Origin of the sequence: Mycolicibacterium chlorophenolicum (assembly GCF_001044235.1) — a bacterium.
Taxonomy (GTDB): domain Bacteria; phylum Actinomycetota; class Actinomycetes; order Mycobacteriales; family Mycobacteriaceae; genus Mycobacterium; species Mycobacterium chlorophenolicum.
Genome location: NZ_JYNL01000064.1, coordinates 962183 through 979252 on the forward strand (window position 1 = coordinate 962183; position 17070 = coordinate 979252).

Annotated in this window: 15 protein-coding genes; 6 read left to right on the forward strand and 9 right to left on the reverse strand. The window is 69.1% G+C overall.

Translation table 11 applies throughout. The annotated features are described in order from the left end of the window. Positions 1 to 62: 62 nt before the first annotated feature. From arcC to arcD, 4 genes are read right to left on the reverse strand one after another with little or no spacing between them, the layout of a single operon-like run. Positions 63 to 971 (reverse strand): carbamate kinase, encoded by a 909-nt coding sequence (gene arcC, locus MCHLDSM_RS26835; RefSeq protein ID WP_048472734.1) that lies wholly within the window; start codon positions 969 to 971, stop codon positions 63 to 65. After that, positions 971 to 1975: an ornithine carbamoyltransferase gene (locus MCHLDSM_RS26840; protein WP_048472735.1), complete on the reverse strand. Its 1005-nt coding sequence runs from the start codon at positions 1973 to 1975 to the stop codon at positions 971 to 973. The genes arcC and MCHLDSM_RS26840 overlap by 1 nt, the downstream gene beginning before the upstream one ends. A 15-nt stretch (positions 1976 to 1990) precedes the next feature. After that, on the reverse strand, positions 1991 to 3247 hold the full coding sequence (gene arcA, locus MCHLDSM_RS26845) for an arginine deiminase (RefSeq protein ID WP_048472736.1): 1257 nt from the start codon (positions 3245 to 3247) through the stop codon (positions 1991 to 1993). Beyond that, complete coding sequence (arcD, locus tag MCHLDSM_RS26850) at positions 3244 to 4728, reverse strand: arginine-ornithine antiporter (RefSeq protein WP_048473017.1); 1485 nt, start codon at positions 4726 to 4728, stop codon at positions 3244 to 3246. Before arcD ends, arcA begins: the two co-directional genes overlap by 4 nt. A gap of 151 nt (positions 4729 to 4879) precedes the next feature. Here arcD and MCHLDSM_RS26855 point away from each other — a divergent pair, with 151 nt between their 5' ends. After that, positions 4880 to 5329 (forward strand): nitroreductase/quinone reductase family protein, encoded by a 450-nt coding sequence (locus MCHLDSM_RS26855; protein ID WP_048472737.1) that lies wholly within the window; start codon positions 4880 to 4882, stop codon positions 5327 to 5329. On the opposite strand, the gene MCHLDSM_RS26860 is transcribed toward MCHLDSM_RS26855, so the two are convergent. The 5 genes from MCHLDSM_RS26860 to MCHLDSM_RS26880 are packed head-to-tail and all read right to left on the reverse strand — an operon-like array spanning position 5319 to position 9744. Further along, on the reverse strand, positions 5319 to 5759 hold the full coding sequence (locus tag MCHLDSM_RS26860; RefSeq protein WP_048472738.1) for a hydrogenase maturation protease: 441 nt from the start codon (positions 5757 to 5759) through the stop codon (positions 5319 to 5321). The two genes, MCHLDSM_RS26855 and MCHLDSM_RS26860, sit on opposite strands and share 11 nt — an antisense overlap. Next, positions 5756 to 7054: a Ni/Fe hydrogenase subunit alpha gene (locus MCHLDSM_RS26865; RefSeq protein ID WP_048472739.1), complete on the reverse strand. Its 1299-nt coding sequence runs from the start codon at positions 7052 to 7054 to the stop codon at positions 5756 to 5758. Before MCHLDSM_RS26865 ends, MCHLDSM_RS26860 begins: the two co-directional genes overlap by 4 nt. Continuing rightward, positions 7051 to 7809, reverse strand: coding sequence for an NADH-quinone oxidoreductase subunit B family protein (locus MCHLDSM_RS26870; protein WP_048473018.1), 759 nt, complete (start codon positions 7807 to 7809; stop codon positions 7051 to 7053). Before MCHLDSM_RS26870 ends, MCHLDSM_RS26865 begins: the two co-directional genes overlap by 4 nt. Further along, positions 7809 to 8660 carry an FAD/NAD(P)-binding protein gene (locus MCHLDSM_RS26875; RefSeq protein ID WP_048472740.1) on the reverse strand — a complete coding sequence of 284 codons (852 nt, stop codon included), beginning with the start codon at positions 8658 to 8660 and terminating at the stop codon, positions 7809 to 7811. The genes MCHLDSM_RS26870 and MCHLDSM_RS26875 overlap by 1 nt, the downstream gene beginning before the upstream one ends. Continuing rightward, entirely contained in the window at positions 8653 to 9744 is a 1092-nt protein-coding gene (locus MCHLDSM_RS26880) for a 4Fe-4S dicluster domain-containing protein (protein ID WP_048472741.1), read from the reverse strand. The genes MCHLDSM_RS26875 and MCHLDSM_RS26880 overlap by 8 nt, the downstream gene beginning before the upstream one ends. A 119-nt stretch (positions 9745 to 9863) precedes the next feature. Between MCHLDSM_RS26880 and MCHLDSM_RS26885 the strand changes: the two genes are divergently transcribed. The 5 genes from MCHLDSM_RS26885 (at position 9864) to MCHLDSM_RS26905 (ending at position 17068) form a co-directional block, all read left to right on the forward strand. After that, complete coding sequence (locus MCHLDSM_RS26885; protein WP_048472742.1) at positions 9864 to 11723, forward strand: pyruvate kinase; 1860 nt, start codon at positions 9864 to 9866, stop codon at positions 11721 to 11723. A 49-nt stretch (positions 11724 to 11772) separates the two neighbouring features. After that, positions 11773 to 12207, forward strand: coding sequence for a pyridoxamine 5'-phosphate oxidase family protein (locus MCHLDSM_RS26890; protein WP_048472743.1), 435 nt, complete (start codon positions 11773 to 11775; stop codon positions 12205 to 12207). A gap of 96 nt (positions 12208 to 12303) precedes the next feature. Next, a complete protein-coding gene (locus tag MCHLDSM_RS26895) occupies positions 12304 to 14349 on the forward strand; it encodes an erythromycin esterase family protein (RefSeq protein WP_048472744.1) in 2046 nt (681 codons plus the stop codon). After that, entirely contained in the window at positions 14346 to 15323 is a 978-nt protein-coding gene (locus MCHLDSM_RS26900; RefSeq protein WP_268782186.1) for a 1-phosphofructokinase family hexose kinase, read from the forward strand. Before MCHLDSM_RS26895 ends, MCHLDSM_RS26900 begins: the two co-directional genes overlap by 4 nt. A 116-nt stretch (positions 15324 to 15439) precedes the next feature. Continuing rightward, positions 15440 to 17068 carry a GAF domain-containing sensor histidine kinase gene (locus MCHLDSM_RS26905; protein WP_082169115.1) on the forward strand — a complete coding sequence of 543 codons (1629 nt, stop codon included), beginning with the start codon at positions 15440 to 15442 and terminating at the stop codon, positions 17066 to 17068. Positions 17069 to 17070 lie beyond the last annotated feature (2 nt).

Genomic DNA, 17070 nt, shown 5'->3' on the forward strand with positions numbered 1-17070 from the left:
GAGTGTGCGGAGTCGTCCGCGACTCGCCGATCGAGGCGTATCGCACCGCACAGTCGGCGTCGCTAGCCGGTGGACACCCGGGTTCCCGCTGTTCCCTTCACGATTCCGACGATGTCGGTCAGGGCACCGATGACCGCGTCCTGGCCCGTGGCGCGGGTGAAGCCGCACGCGGCGTCGACCTTGGGACCCATCGAACCCGTCGCGAAGTCCATGCCCTCGAGCTCGTCGGGCGTCACCCGGCCGAGCCGCGTCTGCTCCTGCGTGCCCCATCCGGTGTACACGCCGTCGACGTCGGTGGCGATGACCAGCAGATCGGCGTCGAGTTGCTCGGCCAGCAGCGCGGAGGCGAGGTCTTTGTCGATGACGGCTTCCACGCCGTGCAGGGTGCCGTCGGCGTCGTACATCGTCGGGATGCCCCCGCCGCCGGCACAGATCACCACCGTGCCGTGCTCGACGAGGGTGCGGATGGGCCCGATCTCGAAGATGCGCCTGGGTTTCGGGCTGGCCACCACCCGCCGGAACTTGTCTCCGTCGGCGGCGATGGTCCATCCGCCGGCAGCCGCCAGACGCTCGGCGGTGGCCCGGTCGTACACCGGACCGATGGGTTTGGTGGGGTGGCCGAACGCCGGATCGGCAGGGTCGACCTCGATCATCGTCAGCACGGTGGCCAGCGACTGCTCGGGAGGCAGCAGGTTGCCGAGTTCCTGCTCGATGACGTAGCCGATCATGGCCTCCGTCTGGGCGCCCAGCACGTCGAGCGGATAGGGCTCGACCTCGTGATAGGAGGCGGCTTGCAGCGCCAGCAGGCCGACCTGCGGGCCGTTGCCGTGCGCGACGACGATCTCGTTGCCCGGCGCGATGGCGGCGATGCGCTCGGCGGCGGCGGCGATGTTCCCGCGCTGGTTCTCGGCGGTCATCGGCTGGCCCCGGCGCAACAGCGCGTTGCCGCCGAGGGCGATCACGATCCGCATCAGGTCAGCGCCGAGACGAGCACCGCTTTGATCGTGTGCATGCGGTTCTCGGCCTGCTCGAACGCGATGTTCGCCGGGCTCTCGAACACGTCCTCGGTGACCTCGATCCCGTTGCGCAGGTGGGGGTACTTCTCGGCGATCTGCGCGCCCAGCGTGGTCTCGCAGTTGTGGAAGGCAGGTAGGCAGTGCATGAACCGCACCCGCGGATTGCCCGTCGCGTCCATCAGGTGCGCGTTGACCTGGAACGGCAGCAGCAGGTCGACGCGACGGCCCCAGGTGTCGAGCGGTTCTCCCATCGACACCCACACGTCGGTGTAGATGAAGTCGACTCCGCTGACCGCCTTGAGAGGATCGTCGGTGATGGTCGTCGATGCGCCGGAGGCGGCCGCGAACTCTTCGCACATCGACACGTGGTCGGCGTGCGGCATCAGCTCCTGCGGCGCGCCGATGCGCACGTCCATACCCAGCTTCGCGCCGACCAGCAGCAGCGAATTCGCGACATTGTTCCTGCCGTCGCCGACGAAGGCAAAAGAGATGTCGGTCAACGGTTTCGGACAGTGCTCGGTCATGGTCATGACGTCGGCGAGCATCTGGGTGGGGTGGAACTCGTCGGTGAGACCGTTGAAGACGGGCACGCCGGCGTACTCGGCGAGTTCCTCGACGATGGACTGGCTCGCGCCGCGGTATTCGATCGCATCGTACATCCGGCCCAGCACCCGCGCGGTGTCCTTCATCGACTCCTTGTGGCCGATCTGCGACGAGGACGGGTCGATGTAGGTGACGTGGGCGCCTTCGTCGTACGCGGCCACCTCGAAGGCGCACCGGGTGCGTGTCGAGGACTTCTCGAAGATCAGTGCGATGTTCTTGCCGGTCAGCGTCGGCCGGCCCTGACCGGAGTACTTCGCGCGTTTGAGGTCGCGCGAGAGGTCCAGCAGGTAGTGCAGGTCGCGTTCGCTGTGATGAACGAGGCTGAGCAGACTGCGATTTCGGTTGTTGAACGCCACGATGGATCCTTCGATTCAGGTGTAGAGCGGATCGCGCAGGATAGGGCAGGTCATGCAGCGGCCACCGCCGCGGCCGCGGCCGAGTTCGCTGGCCGTGATGGTCACGACCTCCACCCCGGCTTTGCGCAGCGCCGTGTTCGTCAGGATGTTGCGGTCGTAGCCGATCACGACGCCGGGTCGCAAGGCCACGACGTTGTTGCCGTCGTCCCACTGCTCGCGCTGCACGCCGTACACGTCGCCCGCGGTGGTGACGACGCGGAATTCGACACCGACGGCCTCGCCGATCGTGTCGATCAGGCCCCGGCGTTCCCGCCGGATGTCCAGACCCGAGGGGGACCGGTCGTCGGGGCGCAGGCTGAACGGCACGATGCCGTCCACCACCGGCGCATAGGCGGTGACGAGGTCGTAGTCGCAGAAGGTGAACACCGTGTCCAGGTGCATCGCGGCGCGCGACTTCGGCAGGCTGGCCACGATCACCCGTTCGGCGGCACCCGCGGCGAACAGATTCCGGGCCACCTGGGTGATCGCCTGGTGCGACGATCGCTCACCCATGCCGATCACCACGGTGCCCTTGCCGATGGGCATCACGTCGCCGCCCTCGAGCGTCGCCGAACCATGATCGTGGGCAACGGTTTCCGGATCCCCGAGCCAGATGTCGAACTTCTCGTCGGCGAATGCCGGGTGGAACGTGTAGACCGCGGTGGTCAACAGCGTCTCCTGGCGGCGGGCCGGCCAGTACATCGGGTTCAGTGTCACGCCGCCGAAGATCCAGGCGCTGTTGTCGCGCATGAACTGGGTGTTGGGCAACGGCCGCAGCACGAACCCCGCGGGGTCCAGCTCGCGGAACGCGGTCAGGAAATCACCGCCCACGTCGTCGGGCACGTCCTGATAGGACACGCCGCCGATCAAGAACTCCGCCAGGCGATCCCACGGTAATTCCTCCAGCCACGCGCGGATCGCCCGGCGCAGGCCCAGACCCACCAGGTCGTCGGTGACCTTGCGGTCGAGCACCCAGGCCCGCGCCTCGGGGATGGCCATCACCTCGGCCAGCAGGTCCTGCAGTTCGAGGACCTCGACACCGTGGTCTTCCATCTTCGCGACGAAGTCGAAGTGGTCGCGGCGGGCCTGCTGCAACCAGATCACGTCGTCGAAGAGCAACTCGTTGCAGTTCTCCGGGGTGAGCCGCTGGTGGGCGAGTCCCGGCGCGCAGACCAGGACGCGGCGCAGCGTCCCGGCCTCCGACCACACTCCGAGTCGTGACGGCGCGTTCACAGGACGGCCAGGTTTCCGGTGGCCACGAGCGCGATCGCCACGGCCGACGTCACTGCGAGGACCCCGACCACGACCATCTCGGCCGTGGTGAAGACGGGCAGCTTGCTCTCCTTGCGGGCCCAGATGTAGAGCGCCGTACCCACCAGGTAGAACACGGCCGCGATCAGCAGGTACTGCCAGCCGCCCGCATAGAGCAGCCACACGGCGTACACGAGCGCGATCGCACCGATCAGGATGTCGCGGGTCCTGCCGCGGCCGGCCTCATAGGTCTCTCCGCGCACGGCGAGCAGTACCTGGTAGGCCGCCGACCACAGATACGGCAGCAGGATCAGTGACGTCGCCAGGTAGATCAGATTGGTGTAGGTGCTCGAGTTCGCCAGCGTCCACAGCAGCAGCGCCTGAACGCACAGGTTGGTCAGCCACAGCGCGGTGGCGGGTGCGCCGTGGCTGTTCTCCTTGGCCAGTGCCTTGGGCATCACGTTCTCCAGCGCGGGGAGGCGCAGGATCTCGACGCACAGCAGCACCCAGGCGATCAGTGCGCCCAGCAGTGAGACCACCAGGCCGATCGAGATGAACGCCGCGCCCCAGCTGCCGACCTGGTTCTCGAGGACGCCGGCCATGGACGGGTCGGGCACGCCGGCGAGCTCGGCCTGCGCCATCAGACCGTAGGACAACAGGTTGACGAGGAGCAGCAGCGCCAGCACGCCGACGAACCCGAGCACGGTGGCGCGGCCGACGTCGTTGCGACGAGCGGCGCGCTGCGAATAGACCGAGGCGCCTTCGATACCGATGAACACCCACACCGTCACCAGCATCATGTTCTTGACCTGGGACATGGTGTCGCCCAACGGCGCTCCGTCGATCTGCGTCGTCTTACCCCAGAAGTCCGCGGTGAACAGGCCGGCTTTGAAGCCGACGGCGGCGATCGCGATGAACACCAGGATGGGCACCACCTTGGCGACCGTTACCACGACGTTGACCAGTGCGGCGGTCTGCACGCCGCGCAGTGTCATCGCGTGCACGATCCACAGCACCACCGAGGCGCCGATGATCGCGGCGACCGTGGCGCCCCCTTCGAAGGCGGGGAAGAAGTAACCCAGTGTGGAGAACAGCAGGACGAGGTAGGCGACGTTGCCCACCCACGCCGACATCCAGTAGCCGAACGCCGACGTGAAGCCGATGTAGTTGCCGAAACCTGCTCGCGCGTATCCGTAGACGCCGCCGTCGACGTCGGGCTTGCGGGTCGCCAGCGTCTGGAAGACGAACGCCAGCATCAGCATGCCGACGCCGGTGATGGTCCAGCCGATGATGAGCGGCCCGGGTGCTGCGCTGCCGGCCATCTGCGACGGCAGCGCGAAGATGCCGCTGCCGATCATCGATCCGACGACCAGTGCGGTCAGGGCGGCCAGGCCCAGGCCGGCAGTCGTCTTCGGCGCTCGCGGCGTGGGTTTGGCTGGGCCTGGAATTACGGACTGTGACATCGTCGTCTCCCACATCCGGGCGGACGGGGTCGCGGTCGCCACCCCGTGTGTCACACGCTATGGGTGGGATCTGCCGTGGTGTGGAGGCTTTGGTCCTTGATCAGGCGACGGAAGTCCTATGTGCCCAGCTCCGCGCAGGGTGTTTCATGGTGTGGTGCACACGGGCGCGGGGCCATTCGCGGTGTGGGCGATCAAGCATGTCGTCGCGCCTGTTCACCGGCTCCTGTACCGCGCGACCGACGGCCGGGCGTTCCGGTGGGGGCGTGGCCGCAGCGTGCTGTTACTGACGACCATCGGCCGCCGGACGAGGAGGCAGCACACCACGCCGGTGTTCTACCTCAGGGACGGCGCACGCTTTGTGGTGTGCAATGTGCGGCCCGACGGTGAGCGGGTGAATCCGTGGGTGCTCAACGTGCGGGCCCATCCGCAGGTCGGGATCAGGGTCGGTCGGGACAACCTCTCCTGCACCGCGCACGAGGTGCAGGATGCCGACGTAGAACGCTACTGGCCGGCACTGGTTTCCCTGTGGCCGGCCTACGAAGACCACTTCCGGCGTGGAGGCGAGCGGAGCCTCTTCGTGCTCGAACCCCTCACGGGGTGATCTCGGCGACGACCGCGGAGACCACCCGCGGCACCGCGGCCGCCACGGCCGGGGTCATCAAGTCGCCGTGACCGACGTCGGCGGCGTCGACGGTGAACACCACCAGTTGCTCCGGCGTCCGGCCAAGGGCCCGGCCCAGTGCGTAGACGGCGGACAGATCGAACGCATGGGAACTCACCGCTGCGGGCGGCGTCTCGTCGGGCGTCCACCGCCGAAGCCGACCCGGGGCGGCGTCATCACCGGCGGCCGCGTCGACGATCACGGCCAGTTCGGCGCCGTCCCAGGCGTCGAGGAGAACGGCAGGATCGTCGGACGCGGTGAGCACGTCGACGTTCTCCAGATGGAGGCGTCGTACCGCAGCGGCCACCGTGGGCCCGATCCCGTCGTCGCGGCGGAAGTCGTTGCCGATCCCGATCACCACGACCGTCACTGGCGGTCGATGGTGAGCGTCAAAAAGTGCGCCGAGCACGAGATGCACGGGTCGTGATTGCGGATCGACCGCTCACACAGTGCCGTCAGCGCAGCGTCGTCGAGCGTCAGGTTCGCCCCGACCAGCAGCGCCATCTCGTGCTCGATCGCGCCCTGGTTCTGCGAGGTCGGCGGAATCATCGTCGCCGCCCGCACCAGTCCGTGGTTGTCGATCTCGTAGCGGTGGTAGAGCAGACCTCGGGGTGCCTCGCTGACGCCGTGGCCGATCCCCGCCCGGGCCGGAACGTCGACCGACGGCCGCGGCGGCACCTCGTAGTTCTCGACGATCCGCAGCGCCTCTTCGACCGCGTACAACACCTCGACCGCGCGTACCACGATGCTGCGAAACGGGTTACGGCACTGCGGTCCGAGCCCGGCATCGGCGGCTGCCTGCGCCGCGAGCGGCGAGAGCCGCGACGAGTTCAGCGAGTACCGCGCCAGCGGTCCGGTGAGATAGCGGCCTCCGTCCAACGTGGCCTGCAGCGCAGTGGAATGCGGCACCTGCTCTTCCACGACATGGTCGGCGAAGTCGCGCACGGCGAAGGCGCTTCCCGCGCTGCGCGCGATCGTCCCGTTCTCGATCGGGTAGCGGTCCGGAAGGGTCAACGCCAGGAACTCGTGGTCGAACTCGGCATCGGGAAAGTCGAGCCGGGCGGTCTGGGCAACGGTGTACAGCGCGTCATCGATTGCGCGGCGCAGCATCTCGGCCAACGGCCGCATCTGAGCGGGCGTCGGCGTCGCGTAGAACCCGCCGAGCTTCACGTTGACCGGATGGATCGCGCGTCCACCGATCTGCTCCATCAACCGATTACCGGCCTTCTTCAGCGCCAGTCCGCGCTCGACCAGCTGCGGGTGGTCGGCGGCCATCGTCACCACGTCGGGGTAGCCGAGGAAGTCGGGCAGGTGCAGCAGGAAGATGTGCAGGGCGTGGCTGTGGATCCACTCTCCGCAGTACAGCAGCCGGCGCAGCGCCACCAGCTGGGGGTCGATCGTCACCCCGCAGGCGTCCTCGATCGCGTTGCAGGCGCTGACCTGGTAGGCGACCGGGCAGATACCGCACACGCGGGCGGTGATGTCGGGCGGTTCGGTGTAGGCCCGGCCGCGCAGGAACGCCTCGAAGAACCGCGGCGCCTCGTAGATGTTGAGCTCGACGTGCTCGACCACGCCGTCGGTCAGCGTGACGTTCAGAGCGCCTTCGCCTTCGACGCGGGTGAGCGCGCCGACGGTGAGTGTCCGGGTTTCCCGATCCTCGGTCATGTGTCGTTCCGTTCCGCGGCGAAGCGGGTGGCGTTGAAGGTGTGGAACACCCGCTCCACGTCGTCGCCGGACATGCCGTCGCGGTGCAGCAGCGGGATCAACGCGGCGGTGTTGGGGGTGGCGGCCGGGCCGAAGCAGCCGTAGCAGCCGCGATGGAACGACGGGCACAGCGCGCCGCACCCGGCGTGGGTCACCGGCCCCAGACACGGGGTCCCGTGGGCGACGACCACGCAGGTCACTCCGCGCATCTTGCATTCGGTGCACACGGTTTTGGCGGGCAGCCGTGGTTTGCGGCCGACCAGCAGCGCCGCCAGTGTCTCGAGCAGTTGCCCGCGGTCGATCGGGCATCCCTGCAGTTGGTAGTCGACCTGTACGTGCGCGGATGCCGGCGTCGAGGTGGCCAGCGTGTCGATGTAGTCGGGCTGCGCGTAGACCACGGAGGTGAACTCGTCGATGTCGGCGAAGTTGCGCAGCGCCTGGATGCCGCCGCCGGTGGCGCAGGCGCCGATGGTGACGAGAATCCGCGACTGCTCGCGGATCTCGGTGATCCGGCGCTCGTCGGCGGCGGTGGTGATGGAACCTTCGACGAGCGAGACGTCGTAGGGACCGGTCATGATCGCGCTGGACGCCTCGAGGAAGGTGGCGATCCGGATCTGGCCTGCGAGGGTCAGCAGCTCGTCCTCGCAGTCGAGCAGCGTCAGCTGGCAGCCGTCGCATGACGCGAACTTCCACACGGCCAGGCTGGGAACGGTCATCACAACTCCCTGATCCGCAGCAGTGGTTCCGCGACGTCGTAACCGACAACCGGTCCGTCCCGGCACAGCAGCAACGGCCCCAGCTGGCAGTGCCCGCACCAGCCGACGCCGCACTGCATGTTGCGCTCGAGCGACACGCGGATGTCGTTGCGCGCCATGCCCTTCCTGATGAGTTCTGTCGCGCCGTTGCGCATCATCACCTCCGGGCCGCACAGGAACGCGGTGGTGACGCCCGGGCGCAGCGGTAGCCGGCGCAGCGGTCCGGTGACGAAACCGACCTCACCGGGCCAGCCCTGTACCGGCACGTCGACGGTCAGATGCACCTCGAGGTCGTCGCGCTGCGCCCAGGCATCGAGTTCGGCGGTGAAGAGGAAGTCGTCGCGCGAGCGTGCGCCGGCGATGAGCGTGACGCGGCCGAAGCGGTGACGGTCGCGCAGGGCGGCGATCACGACGGGGCGCAGCGGCGCCAACCCGACACCGCCCGCGACGATCACCAGGTCGCGCCCTGCGGCGTCCGGCACAGCCCAACTCGTGCCGAACGGGCCGCGCAACCCGATCACCGTCCCGGGCTCGGCGTCGTGCAGTTTCCGGCTGACCGCGCCCACGGCGCGAATGGTGTGGGTGATCGTGGCGTCCGGCGCCTCGGGAGCCCCGCTCACCGAGATCGCCACCTCACCGACCCCGAAGGCGTACATCATCATGAACTCGCCCGGAGCGGGTGACGGCAGCGCCTCCGCCACGGGCGCCAGGCGCAAGGTCGCCGAGTCCCGGTTCTCGGCCACGCGGCTGAGCACCCGGTAGGGCACCGGCGCCATCGTGTGGCGGCGCGCCACGGTGGCGGTCTCAGTCATCGTCGGCCTGCTCTGCGAAGGTCGCCATCTCCTCGGTGATGTCGATGCCGGTGGGGCACCAGGCGATACAGCGTCCGCATCCGACGCACCCCGAGGTCCCGAACTGGTCGTGCCAGGTGCCGAGCTTGTGGGTCAGCCAGTGTCGATAGCGTGAGGGAGGTGACTGCCGGACACTGCCCTCGTGGACGAACGTGAAATCCATCTCGAAGCACGACGCCCACGTCGACCACCGCTCGGCGTGCGTGCCGGTGAGGTCGGTGACGTCCTCGACGCTGGTGCAGAAGCAGGTCGGGCACACCATGGTGCAGTTGCCGCAGGTCAGGCACCGCGAGGCCACCTCGTCCCAGTGCGGTGATTCCCGGGATTCGATCAGCAGCGCCCGCAGATCGCCCTCGGGCATCTGCCGGCCCATGTGGCCGGCGGCGTCGGCGACTTCGGCTCGGGCGGAATCGATCTCGCCGGCGTTGGGCTCACGGCGTGCCAGTCGGTCCAGCACGTCGGCGCCTGCGGCGCTCCCGACGTCGACGACATAGCGTCGGCCGTCCGGACCGGTGCGTTCGGTCAGGCCCAGGTCGTACCCCGGACCGGCGGCGGGGCCGGTGCCCATCGACGCGCAGAAGCACAGCCCTCCTGGCTCGGTGCAGTTGACCGCGACGACGAACGCGCGTCCCAAGCGGCCGGTGAAGGCGCGGTCGGGGTGGGCGCCGGCGCCGAGGACTCCGTTGAGGGTGGCGATCGCGGCCAGGTCGCAGCCCCGCACGCCGAGGAAGGCGTACCGCGGGATCTCCTCGGTGAGCTCGCCGTCGGAGGACCACACCTGCTGGCGGGCAGGATGCAGGAACTGCTTCCAGGACTGCGGGCCGGCCGAATGGCCGAACACCGCATCGTCGTCGCGTCGGCGCAGTCGATACTGCCCGGGCGCGACGTCGACGCCCCACCCGGCCGGCAGGTCGTCGGCGCTGTCGAGTTCGTCGAGCACGATCGCGTTGTCGGACACCGTCGGTCCCACAACGCGATATCCGAGCTCCTGCAGGACCGACACCAGCTGCTGCAGCCCCGCGGCGTCGATCACCGCCACATCCATGTCCGCCATCGTGCGCCGTCCCCGCGGCGGTGCCCAGTGCCTGCGGCCTGTCGAAGTGGGGCCGAAAGTCCCTAACTGAGTTCATCGGCCGGTAACCCGCGCCCGATAGCGTCGGACCGATGTCACTGTCGCGAGAAGTGGGGTCTGCCGCGGGTGGCGACACCCAGTCCGAACTCGCACGTCTGGTCGAGCGGCTCGACAATCTGCTCGAGCGGCTCGCGGCCGCAGAGGCGGAATGGTCCGACCGGATCAGTGCCGCCGCACCCGAGTATCGGTCCAGCGCCCGAAATCTGGCGCACTACTGGGCAATTCGCGAGATCGATCTCCGCGACCTGCAGCAACGCCTCGCTCACTTCGGGCTGTCGTCGCTCGGTCGCAGTGAACCCCACGTCGAGGCCACCCTGCGCCTGGTCCGGTCCGCCCTGCTCGCCATGCTCGAGGATTCCTGGTGCCCGCCCTCACCGTCGGCCATCGGCCCCGAGGAAGGCCGCGAGCTGCTGGCCGCCCGTACCGCCGCTCTGCTGGGACCGGTTCCGGTCTCGCGGGAGACCCGCATCATGGTCACGCTTCCGTCCGCGGCGGCCGTCGACGCGGATCTGGTCGAGCGACTGGTGCGGCGCGGCATGGACGTCGCGCGGATCAATTGCGCCCACGATGACCCCGCCGCCTGGCGCGCGATGGCCGCGCACGTGCGCGCCGCGAACGTCACAGCAGCGCGCACGTGCCTGATCGCGATGGATCTGGCGGGGCCGAAGGTGCGTACCGGGCCGATCACGCCTGGTCCCGCGGTGGTCAAGCTGCGACCGCACCGCGATGCGCTGGGGCATGTCGTTGCGCCGGGCCGCGCCTGGTTCACGGCTGACGACCGCATGATCCCGGCCGTGGCGCCGGACATGACGACCGTGCCGGTCACCGCGGAGTGGCTGGCGCGTCGGCGGATCGGTGACGTGCTGCGCGTGCGGGACACCCGTGGAGCGACGAGGACGCTGAGGCTGACCGACGTCGCCGACGGCGGTGCTGTCGCCTGCTCGGACCGCACGGTGTATCTGGCCACCGGCACCGTGGTGCGAGTCGACGGGTGCGACGATCCGACCGAGATCGGCGCGCTGCCCGAACGGGAGCAGTATCTGGTGCTGCGACCCGGTGACACGCTGACGGTGGACAGGGACTGCGCCGCCGTTCCGCCGGGCTCAGGGCGGATCGGGTGCACGCTGCCCGACGTCTTCACCCACGCGCGCGCAGGGGAATCGATCTTCTTCGACGACGGTCGAATCGGCGCCACGATCGTCGCGGTGAGACCCGACGCGCTGCAAGTACGGATCGACCGCGCCTCGCCTCGTGGATCGAAATTGCGTGCGGGCAAGGGGATCAACCTGCCGGACACGGTGCTACCGGTGCCGGCACTGACCGACAAAGACATCGACGACCTGGCATCGGTCGTCGAGATCGCCGACCTGGTGGAGATGTCCTTCGTCCAGGATCCGGCCGACGTACGGCATCTGCACCATCTGCTCGCCCAGTTGGGCGGGGACCGTGTCGGCGTGGTCCTCAAGATCGAGACCAGACGCGCGTTCGAGCGCCTCCCGGATCTGCTCGCCACCGCGATGCGCCGGCCGTCGGTCGGGGTGATGATCGCGCGCGGGGACCTGGCGGTGGAGGTGGGTTACGAGCGGCTGGCCGAACTGCAGGAGGAGATCCTGTGGTTGTGCGAGGCCGCGCATCTCCCGGTGATCTGGGCCACCCAGGTGCTCGAGCAGCTCGCCACGAGTGGAGTGCCGTCGCGGGCCGAGATCAGCGATGCTGCGATGGGCGAGCGCGCCGAGTGCGTGATGCTGAACAAGGGCGCGCACGTCGAAGACGCCGTCGTCGTGCTCGACGACATCCTCAGCCGGATGGCTGAGCATCACTTCAAGAAGAACGCGCTGCTACCGCAGCTGCATTCGTGGTACCCGGTCGAGTGCTCGGGGTCCCCGAAATGAGGGACTTTGGGCCGCATCGCGCCGGTTCGCGGCGCGGTTAGTGTCAGCTATGTCCCAAGAAACCGCGCCGGTTTCGGTGCTGCCGGAGTCGGAATGCTGGAAACACCTCTCGAGTGTGTCGCTCGGACGACTGGTCACCAGCGTCGACGGTCATCCGGCGATCTTCCCCGTGAACTTCGCGGTGCAGAACCGCTCGATCCTGTTCCGCACCGCCGAGGGCACCAAACTCGTCAGCGCCGCGATCAACAGCACCGTGCTGTTCGAGGCGGATGACCACACCGTCGTCGACGGCTGGAGCGTCATCGTCAAGGGCACCGCCCGCTCACTGCGCAGCGACGAGGAGATCGCCGAAGCCGACGCCGCGAACCTGCTGCCGTGGACGGCGACGGCCAAGACCCACTACGTGCGGATCCGTCCGCTCAGCGTGACGGGGCGGCACTTCGCGTTCGGCGCCGAGCCGGACCGCGTTCGCGAGCAGGCATAGCCGGGCGAACGGCTCTGTGCGGGGTGACTTCCGTCCCTATCCGGCGACCAGCTGCGGTGATCGGATGGAACGGAGGCCACCGAACGGAGAACGACGATGACGACGGCACGACGAAGGACGGGGGAGTCGCCCAGGCAGGTTTTCCGCGATCGACGCGAGGCCGGCAAGGTGTTGGCCGGTCTGCTGGGCTCATACCGCGGTAGAGACGACGTCGTCGTCCTCGGCCTGGCCCGTGGCGGAGTTCCGGTGGCCTGGGAAGTCGCTGCGGCACTGGGTGTTCCGTTGGACACGTTCATCGTCCGGAAATTGGGCGCACCGGGCCGCGACGAATTCGCCATGGGCGCACTCGCGACCGGCGGACGGGTCGTCGTCAACGACGACGTCATCCGCGCGCTGGGCGTGACGCCACAGCAGTTGCGCGACGTCGCCGAACGCGAAGGCCGGGAACTGGTGCGGCGCGAGGCGGCCTACCGGGGCGGCCGGCCACCGCTGGAACTCGCGGGACAGACGGTCATCCTCGTCGACGACGGTCTCGCGACCGGTGCGAGCATGATGGCCGCGGTCCAAGCGCTGCGCGACAGGGATCCGGCCGAGATCGTCATCGCCGTCCCGGCTGCACCGGAATCGACGTGCCGGGAGTTCATGGCGATCGTCGACGACGTCGTGTGCGCGTCGATGCCCACACCATTCCTCGCCGTCGGCGAATCATTCTGGGACTTCAGCCAGGTCGGCGACGACGAGGTGCGCCAGCTGCTGGCGACGCCCACCGTCGGCATCGGCACCGCGCGCCTCCGGGTCGCAGAGACTGCGGCCGAGGTGCTGCGCCGCTGCGTCGTCGACGCCCCTTCGGGGGTGCCGCCGCGCGAGGCGCTCGAGGAAGTCGTCGGCGATGCCCGCATCGTTCTGATCGGTGAGAGCTCCCACGGCACAGAGGATTTCTACCGGGCGCGGGCCGAGATCACGAAGTGGCTGATCGAGGAGAAGGGATTCTGCGCGGTGGCCGCGGAAGCGGACTGGCCCGACGCCTACCGGGTGAACCGCTACGTGCGCGGCCAGGGCCTCGATGCGTCGGCCGATCAGGCGTTGAGCGGGTTCGAGCGCTTCCCGGCCTGGATGTGGCGCAACACCGTGGTGGCCGAGTTCGTGGATTGGCTGCGCGCGCACAACTCCCGGAAGCGCACCGACGGTGGGGAGCAGGCCGGCTTCTACGGCCTGGACCTCTACAGCCTGCACCGGTCGATGCGCGAGGTGGTTCGCTACCTGGAGAACATCGACCCGGCAGCCGCCGCCCGGGCCAAAGAGAGGTACGCGTGCTTCGACCACACCTCGGCCGACGATGGCCAGGCCTACGGCTTCGCGGCGGCCTTCGGGGCCGGGCTGTCCTGTGAGCGCCAGGCGATCGAACAGCTCGTCGAGTTGCAGCGCCATGCGCTGGACTACGCCCGCCGGGACGGACTGCTGGCCGAGGACGAGTTGTTCTATGCGCGGCAGAACGCGCTGACCGTCCGCAACGCTGAGGTCTATTACCGGGCGATGTTCGGCGGCCGGGTCACCTCCTGGAATCTGCGCGACCGGCACATGGCGCAGACACTCTCCGCCCTTCTCACTCACCTGGATCGCCGCAACGGCTCGGAGCCCGCGCGGATCGTGGTGTGGGCGCACAACTCTCACGTCGGTGACGCTCGGGCGACCGAGGTCGGTTCGGACGGCCAGCTCACCCTCGGGCAGCTGGTGCGGGAGTCCTATGCCGAGGCGTCCCGGCTGATCGGCTTCACCACCTACACCGGCACCGTCACGGCGGCCTCAGAGTGGGGTGGCATCGCCGAGCGAAAGGTCGTGCGTCCGGCCCTGAACGGAAGTGTCGAAGAGTTGTTCCACGAGGTGTCCCCATCCGCATTCCTGGTGTCGGCCGCGATCAGCCGCGCTGCCGCCGCCCCGTTGGACGTCGCCCGGCTCGGCAGGGCGATCGGCGTGATCTACCGGCCGGACACCGAACGACAGAGCCACTACTACCACGTCCGGCCGGGGGACCAATTCGACGCGGTCATCCACATCGACAGGACGACGGCGCTGGAACCGCTCGAGGTCACCAGCACGTGGGTGGCCGGCGAGAATCCCGAGACCTACCCCACGGGCCTGTGAACCGGTCGCCGATCGTCACGCTGACGATGAACCCCGCCCTCGACGTCACCGCCGACGCCGACGAGGTGCGGCCGACGGAGAAGGTCCGCTGCCGCGCCGTGCGGTACGACGCCGGCGGCGGCGGCATCAACGTCGCCCGATTCGCCGGTGCCCTCGGCGGCGACGTGGTGGCCGTCTTCGCCGCCGGCGGGTCGACGGGCGAACGACTGGTCGACCTCGTCTACGAATCGCGCACGCCGTACACGCTGGTGCCCCTCGGCGGCGCGACGCGAGAGAGCTTCACGGTCAACGACCACGCGGGCGACCAGCAGTACCGCTTCGTGCTGCCCGGTCCCACCCTGACATCCGCGGAGTGCGCGCTGTGCCTGGACAAGCTGCGGGAGGCGATCCCGCCGGCGGTGGCCTCGACGTGCTACGTCGTGGCCAGCGGCAGCCTGCCCCCCGGCGTACCGCCGGACTTCTATCAAAGCGTCGCCGACCTCTGCCGCGAGGTCGGGGCGCGGCTGATCCTCGACACGTCGGTCGACGCGCTGACTCACGTCACCTCTGGCGTGTATCTGCTCAAGCCCAGCGTGCGCGAACTCCGCGAGTGCGTCGGTCGCCCGCTCGACACCCAGGCCGAGCAACTCCTGGCGGCACACGAGTTGATCGATCGCGGGCTGACCGAAGCCGTCGTGGTCTCCCTCGGCCCGCACGGCGCGATCCTGGCCACCGCCACCGACAGCCGGCATTTCCCGGCGATCCCGGTGCACGCCGTCAGCGGTGTGGGGGCCGGTGACGCGATGGTCGCGGGCATCGCGGTCGGACTGAGCCGCGGCTGGGCGCTGGGCGACGCGGTGCGCTACGGGATCGCCGCCGCGGCGGCCAAGCTGCTCACACCCGGCACCTCGGTCTTCGCCCCTGCAGACGTCGACCGGTTCGCCGAGCTGGCCGCCGATCCGTGCGACGACATGTCGTTTTCGCAAATCGGATAACCCGGTGCCCGGGTGTTCATCGGTGCCAGACTGATGACGTGAGCAGTTCGACACCCGAACCGGGCGCGCGGCCGCTCCGCGACACCCTGTCGCAGCTACGCCTGCGGGAGCTGTTGATGGAGGTGCAGGACCGCGTCGAGCAGATCGTCGAGGGACGTGACCGGCTCGACGGGCTGGTCGAGGCCATGCTGGTGGTGACGTCGGGGCTCGAGCTCGACGAGACGCTCAAGACGATCGTGCACACCGCGATCGACCTGGTCGACGCCCGGTACGGCGCCCTGGGCGTGCGCGGCCACGACCACGAACTGATCGAATTCATCCACGAAGGCATCGACGAGGCGGGACGGCATCTGATCGGCCATCTGCCCGAGGGGCGGGGCGTCCTGGGCGTCCTGCTCGACGATCCGAAGCCGATCCGGCTGGACAACATCTCCCACCACGCGGCCTCGGTCGGCTTCCCGGCGAACCATCCGCCGATGCGCACCTTCCTCGGCGTCCCGGTCCGGATCCGCGACGAGGTGTTCGGAAACCTCTACCTGACCGAGAAGGCCGGCGGGCTGCCGTTCAGTGAGGACGACGAGGTGCTGGTGCAGGCCCTCGCGGCGGCGGCCGGCATCGCGATCGACAACGCCCGGCTCTACGAGCAGTCCAAGATCCGGCAGTCCTGGATCGAGGCCACCCGCGACATCGGCACCGAACTGCTGGCCGGCACCGATCCGGCCGCGGTCTTCCGGCTGGTCGCCGACGAGTCGCGCAAGCTCAGCGGAGCCGAGGCGACGATCGTCGCGGTGCGCTCCGACCTCGACGAGCCCGCCGGGGAGGTGGACGACCTCGCCGTCGTCGCCGTCACCGGTTCCGGTCCGGCGGTGGAGCTGCTCGAGATCGCCACCGCGGGCACCGAGATCGGCGACGTGTTCGTCAACCAGGTTCCCGGCCGGTTCGACATGCTGCGGCTGGCCGAGGGGTGCATCGCCCACGGCCCGGCGCTGGTGCTGCCGATCCGCGCCACGGACACCGTCGCCGGCGTCCTCATCGCACTACGCCCGCCGGGGGCGCTGCCGTTCAGCGCCGATGAACTCGACATGATGGCCGCGTTCGTCGACCAGGCGGCACTGGCCTGGCAGCTGGCCACCACGCAGCGCCGACTGCGCGAACTCGACGTGCTCTCCGACCGCGACCGCATCGCACGCGACCTGCACGACCACGTCATCCAGCGGCTGTTCGCGGTCGGGCTGGCCCTGCAGGGCACGATCCCGCGGGCGCGCACCACCGAAGTCCAGCAACGCCTCTCCGAGTCGGTCGACGATCTGCAGCAGGTGATCCAGGAGATCCGCACCGCGATCTTCGACCTGCACGGCGGCCAGTCCGGCATCACCCGGCTGCGGCAGCGGCTCGACGAGGCGATCGCCCAGTTCGCGACGCCGAAGATCCGCACCACGGTGCAGTATTCGGGGCCCCTGTCGGTGGTCGACGCTGCGCTCGCCGACCACGCGGAGGCGGTGGTGCGGGAAGCGGTGAGCAACGCGGTCCGCCACGCCGGCGCGACGTCGCTGGCGGTCAGTGTGGTCGCCGACGACAACCTGTGCATCGACGTCGTGGACAACGGGCGCGGGATCAGTGGCGACATCACCGGTTCCGGCCTGACCAATCTGCGTCAGCGTGCCACCGACGCCGGGGGCACGCTCAGCCTCGATCCCGCCGAGGGAGGCGGCACCCGGCTGCGGTGGTGCGTGCCGCTGCGCTGACC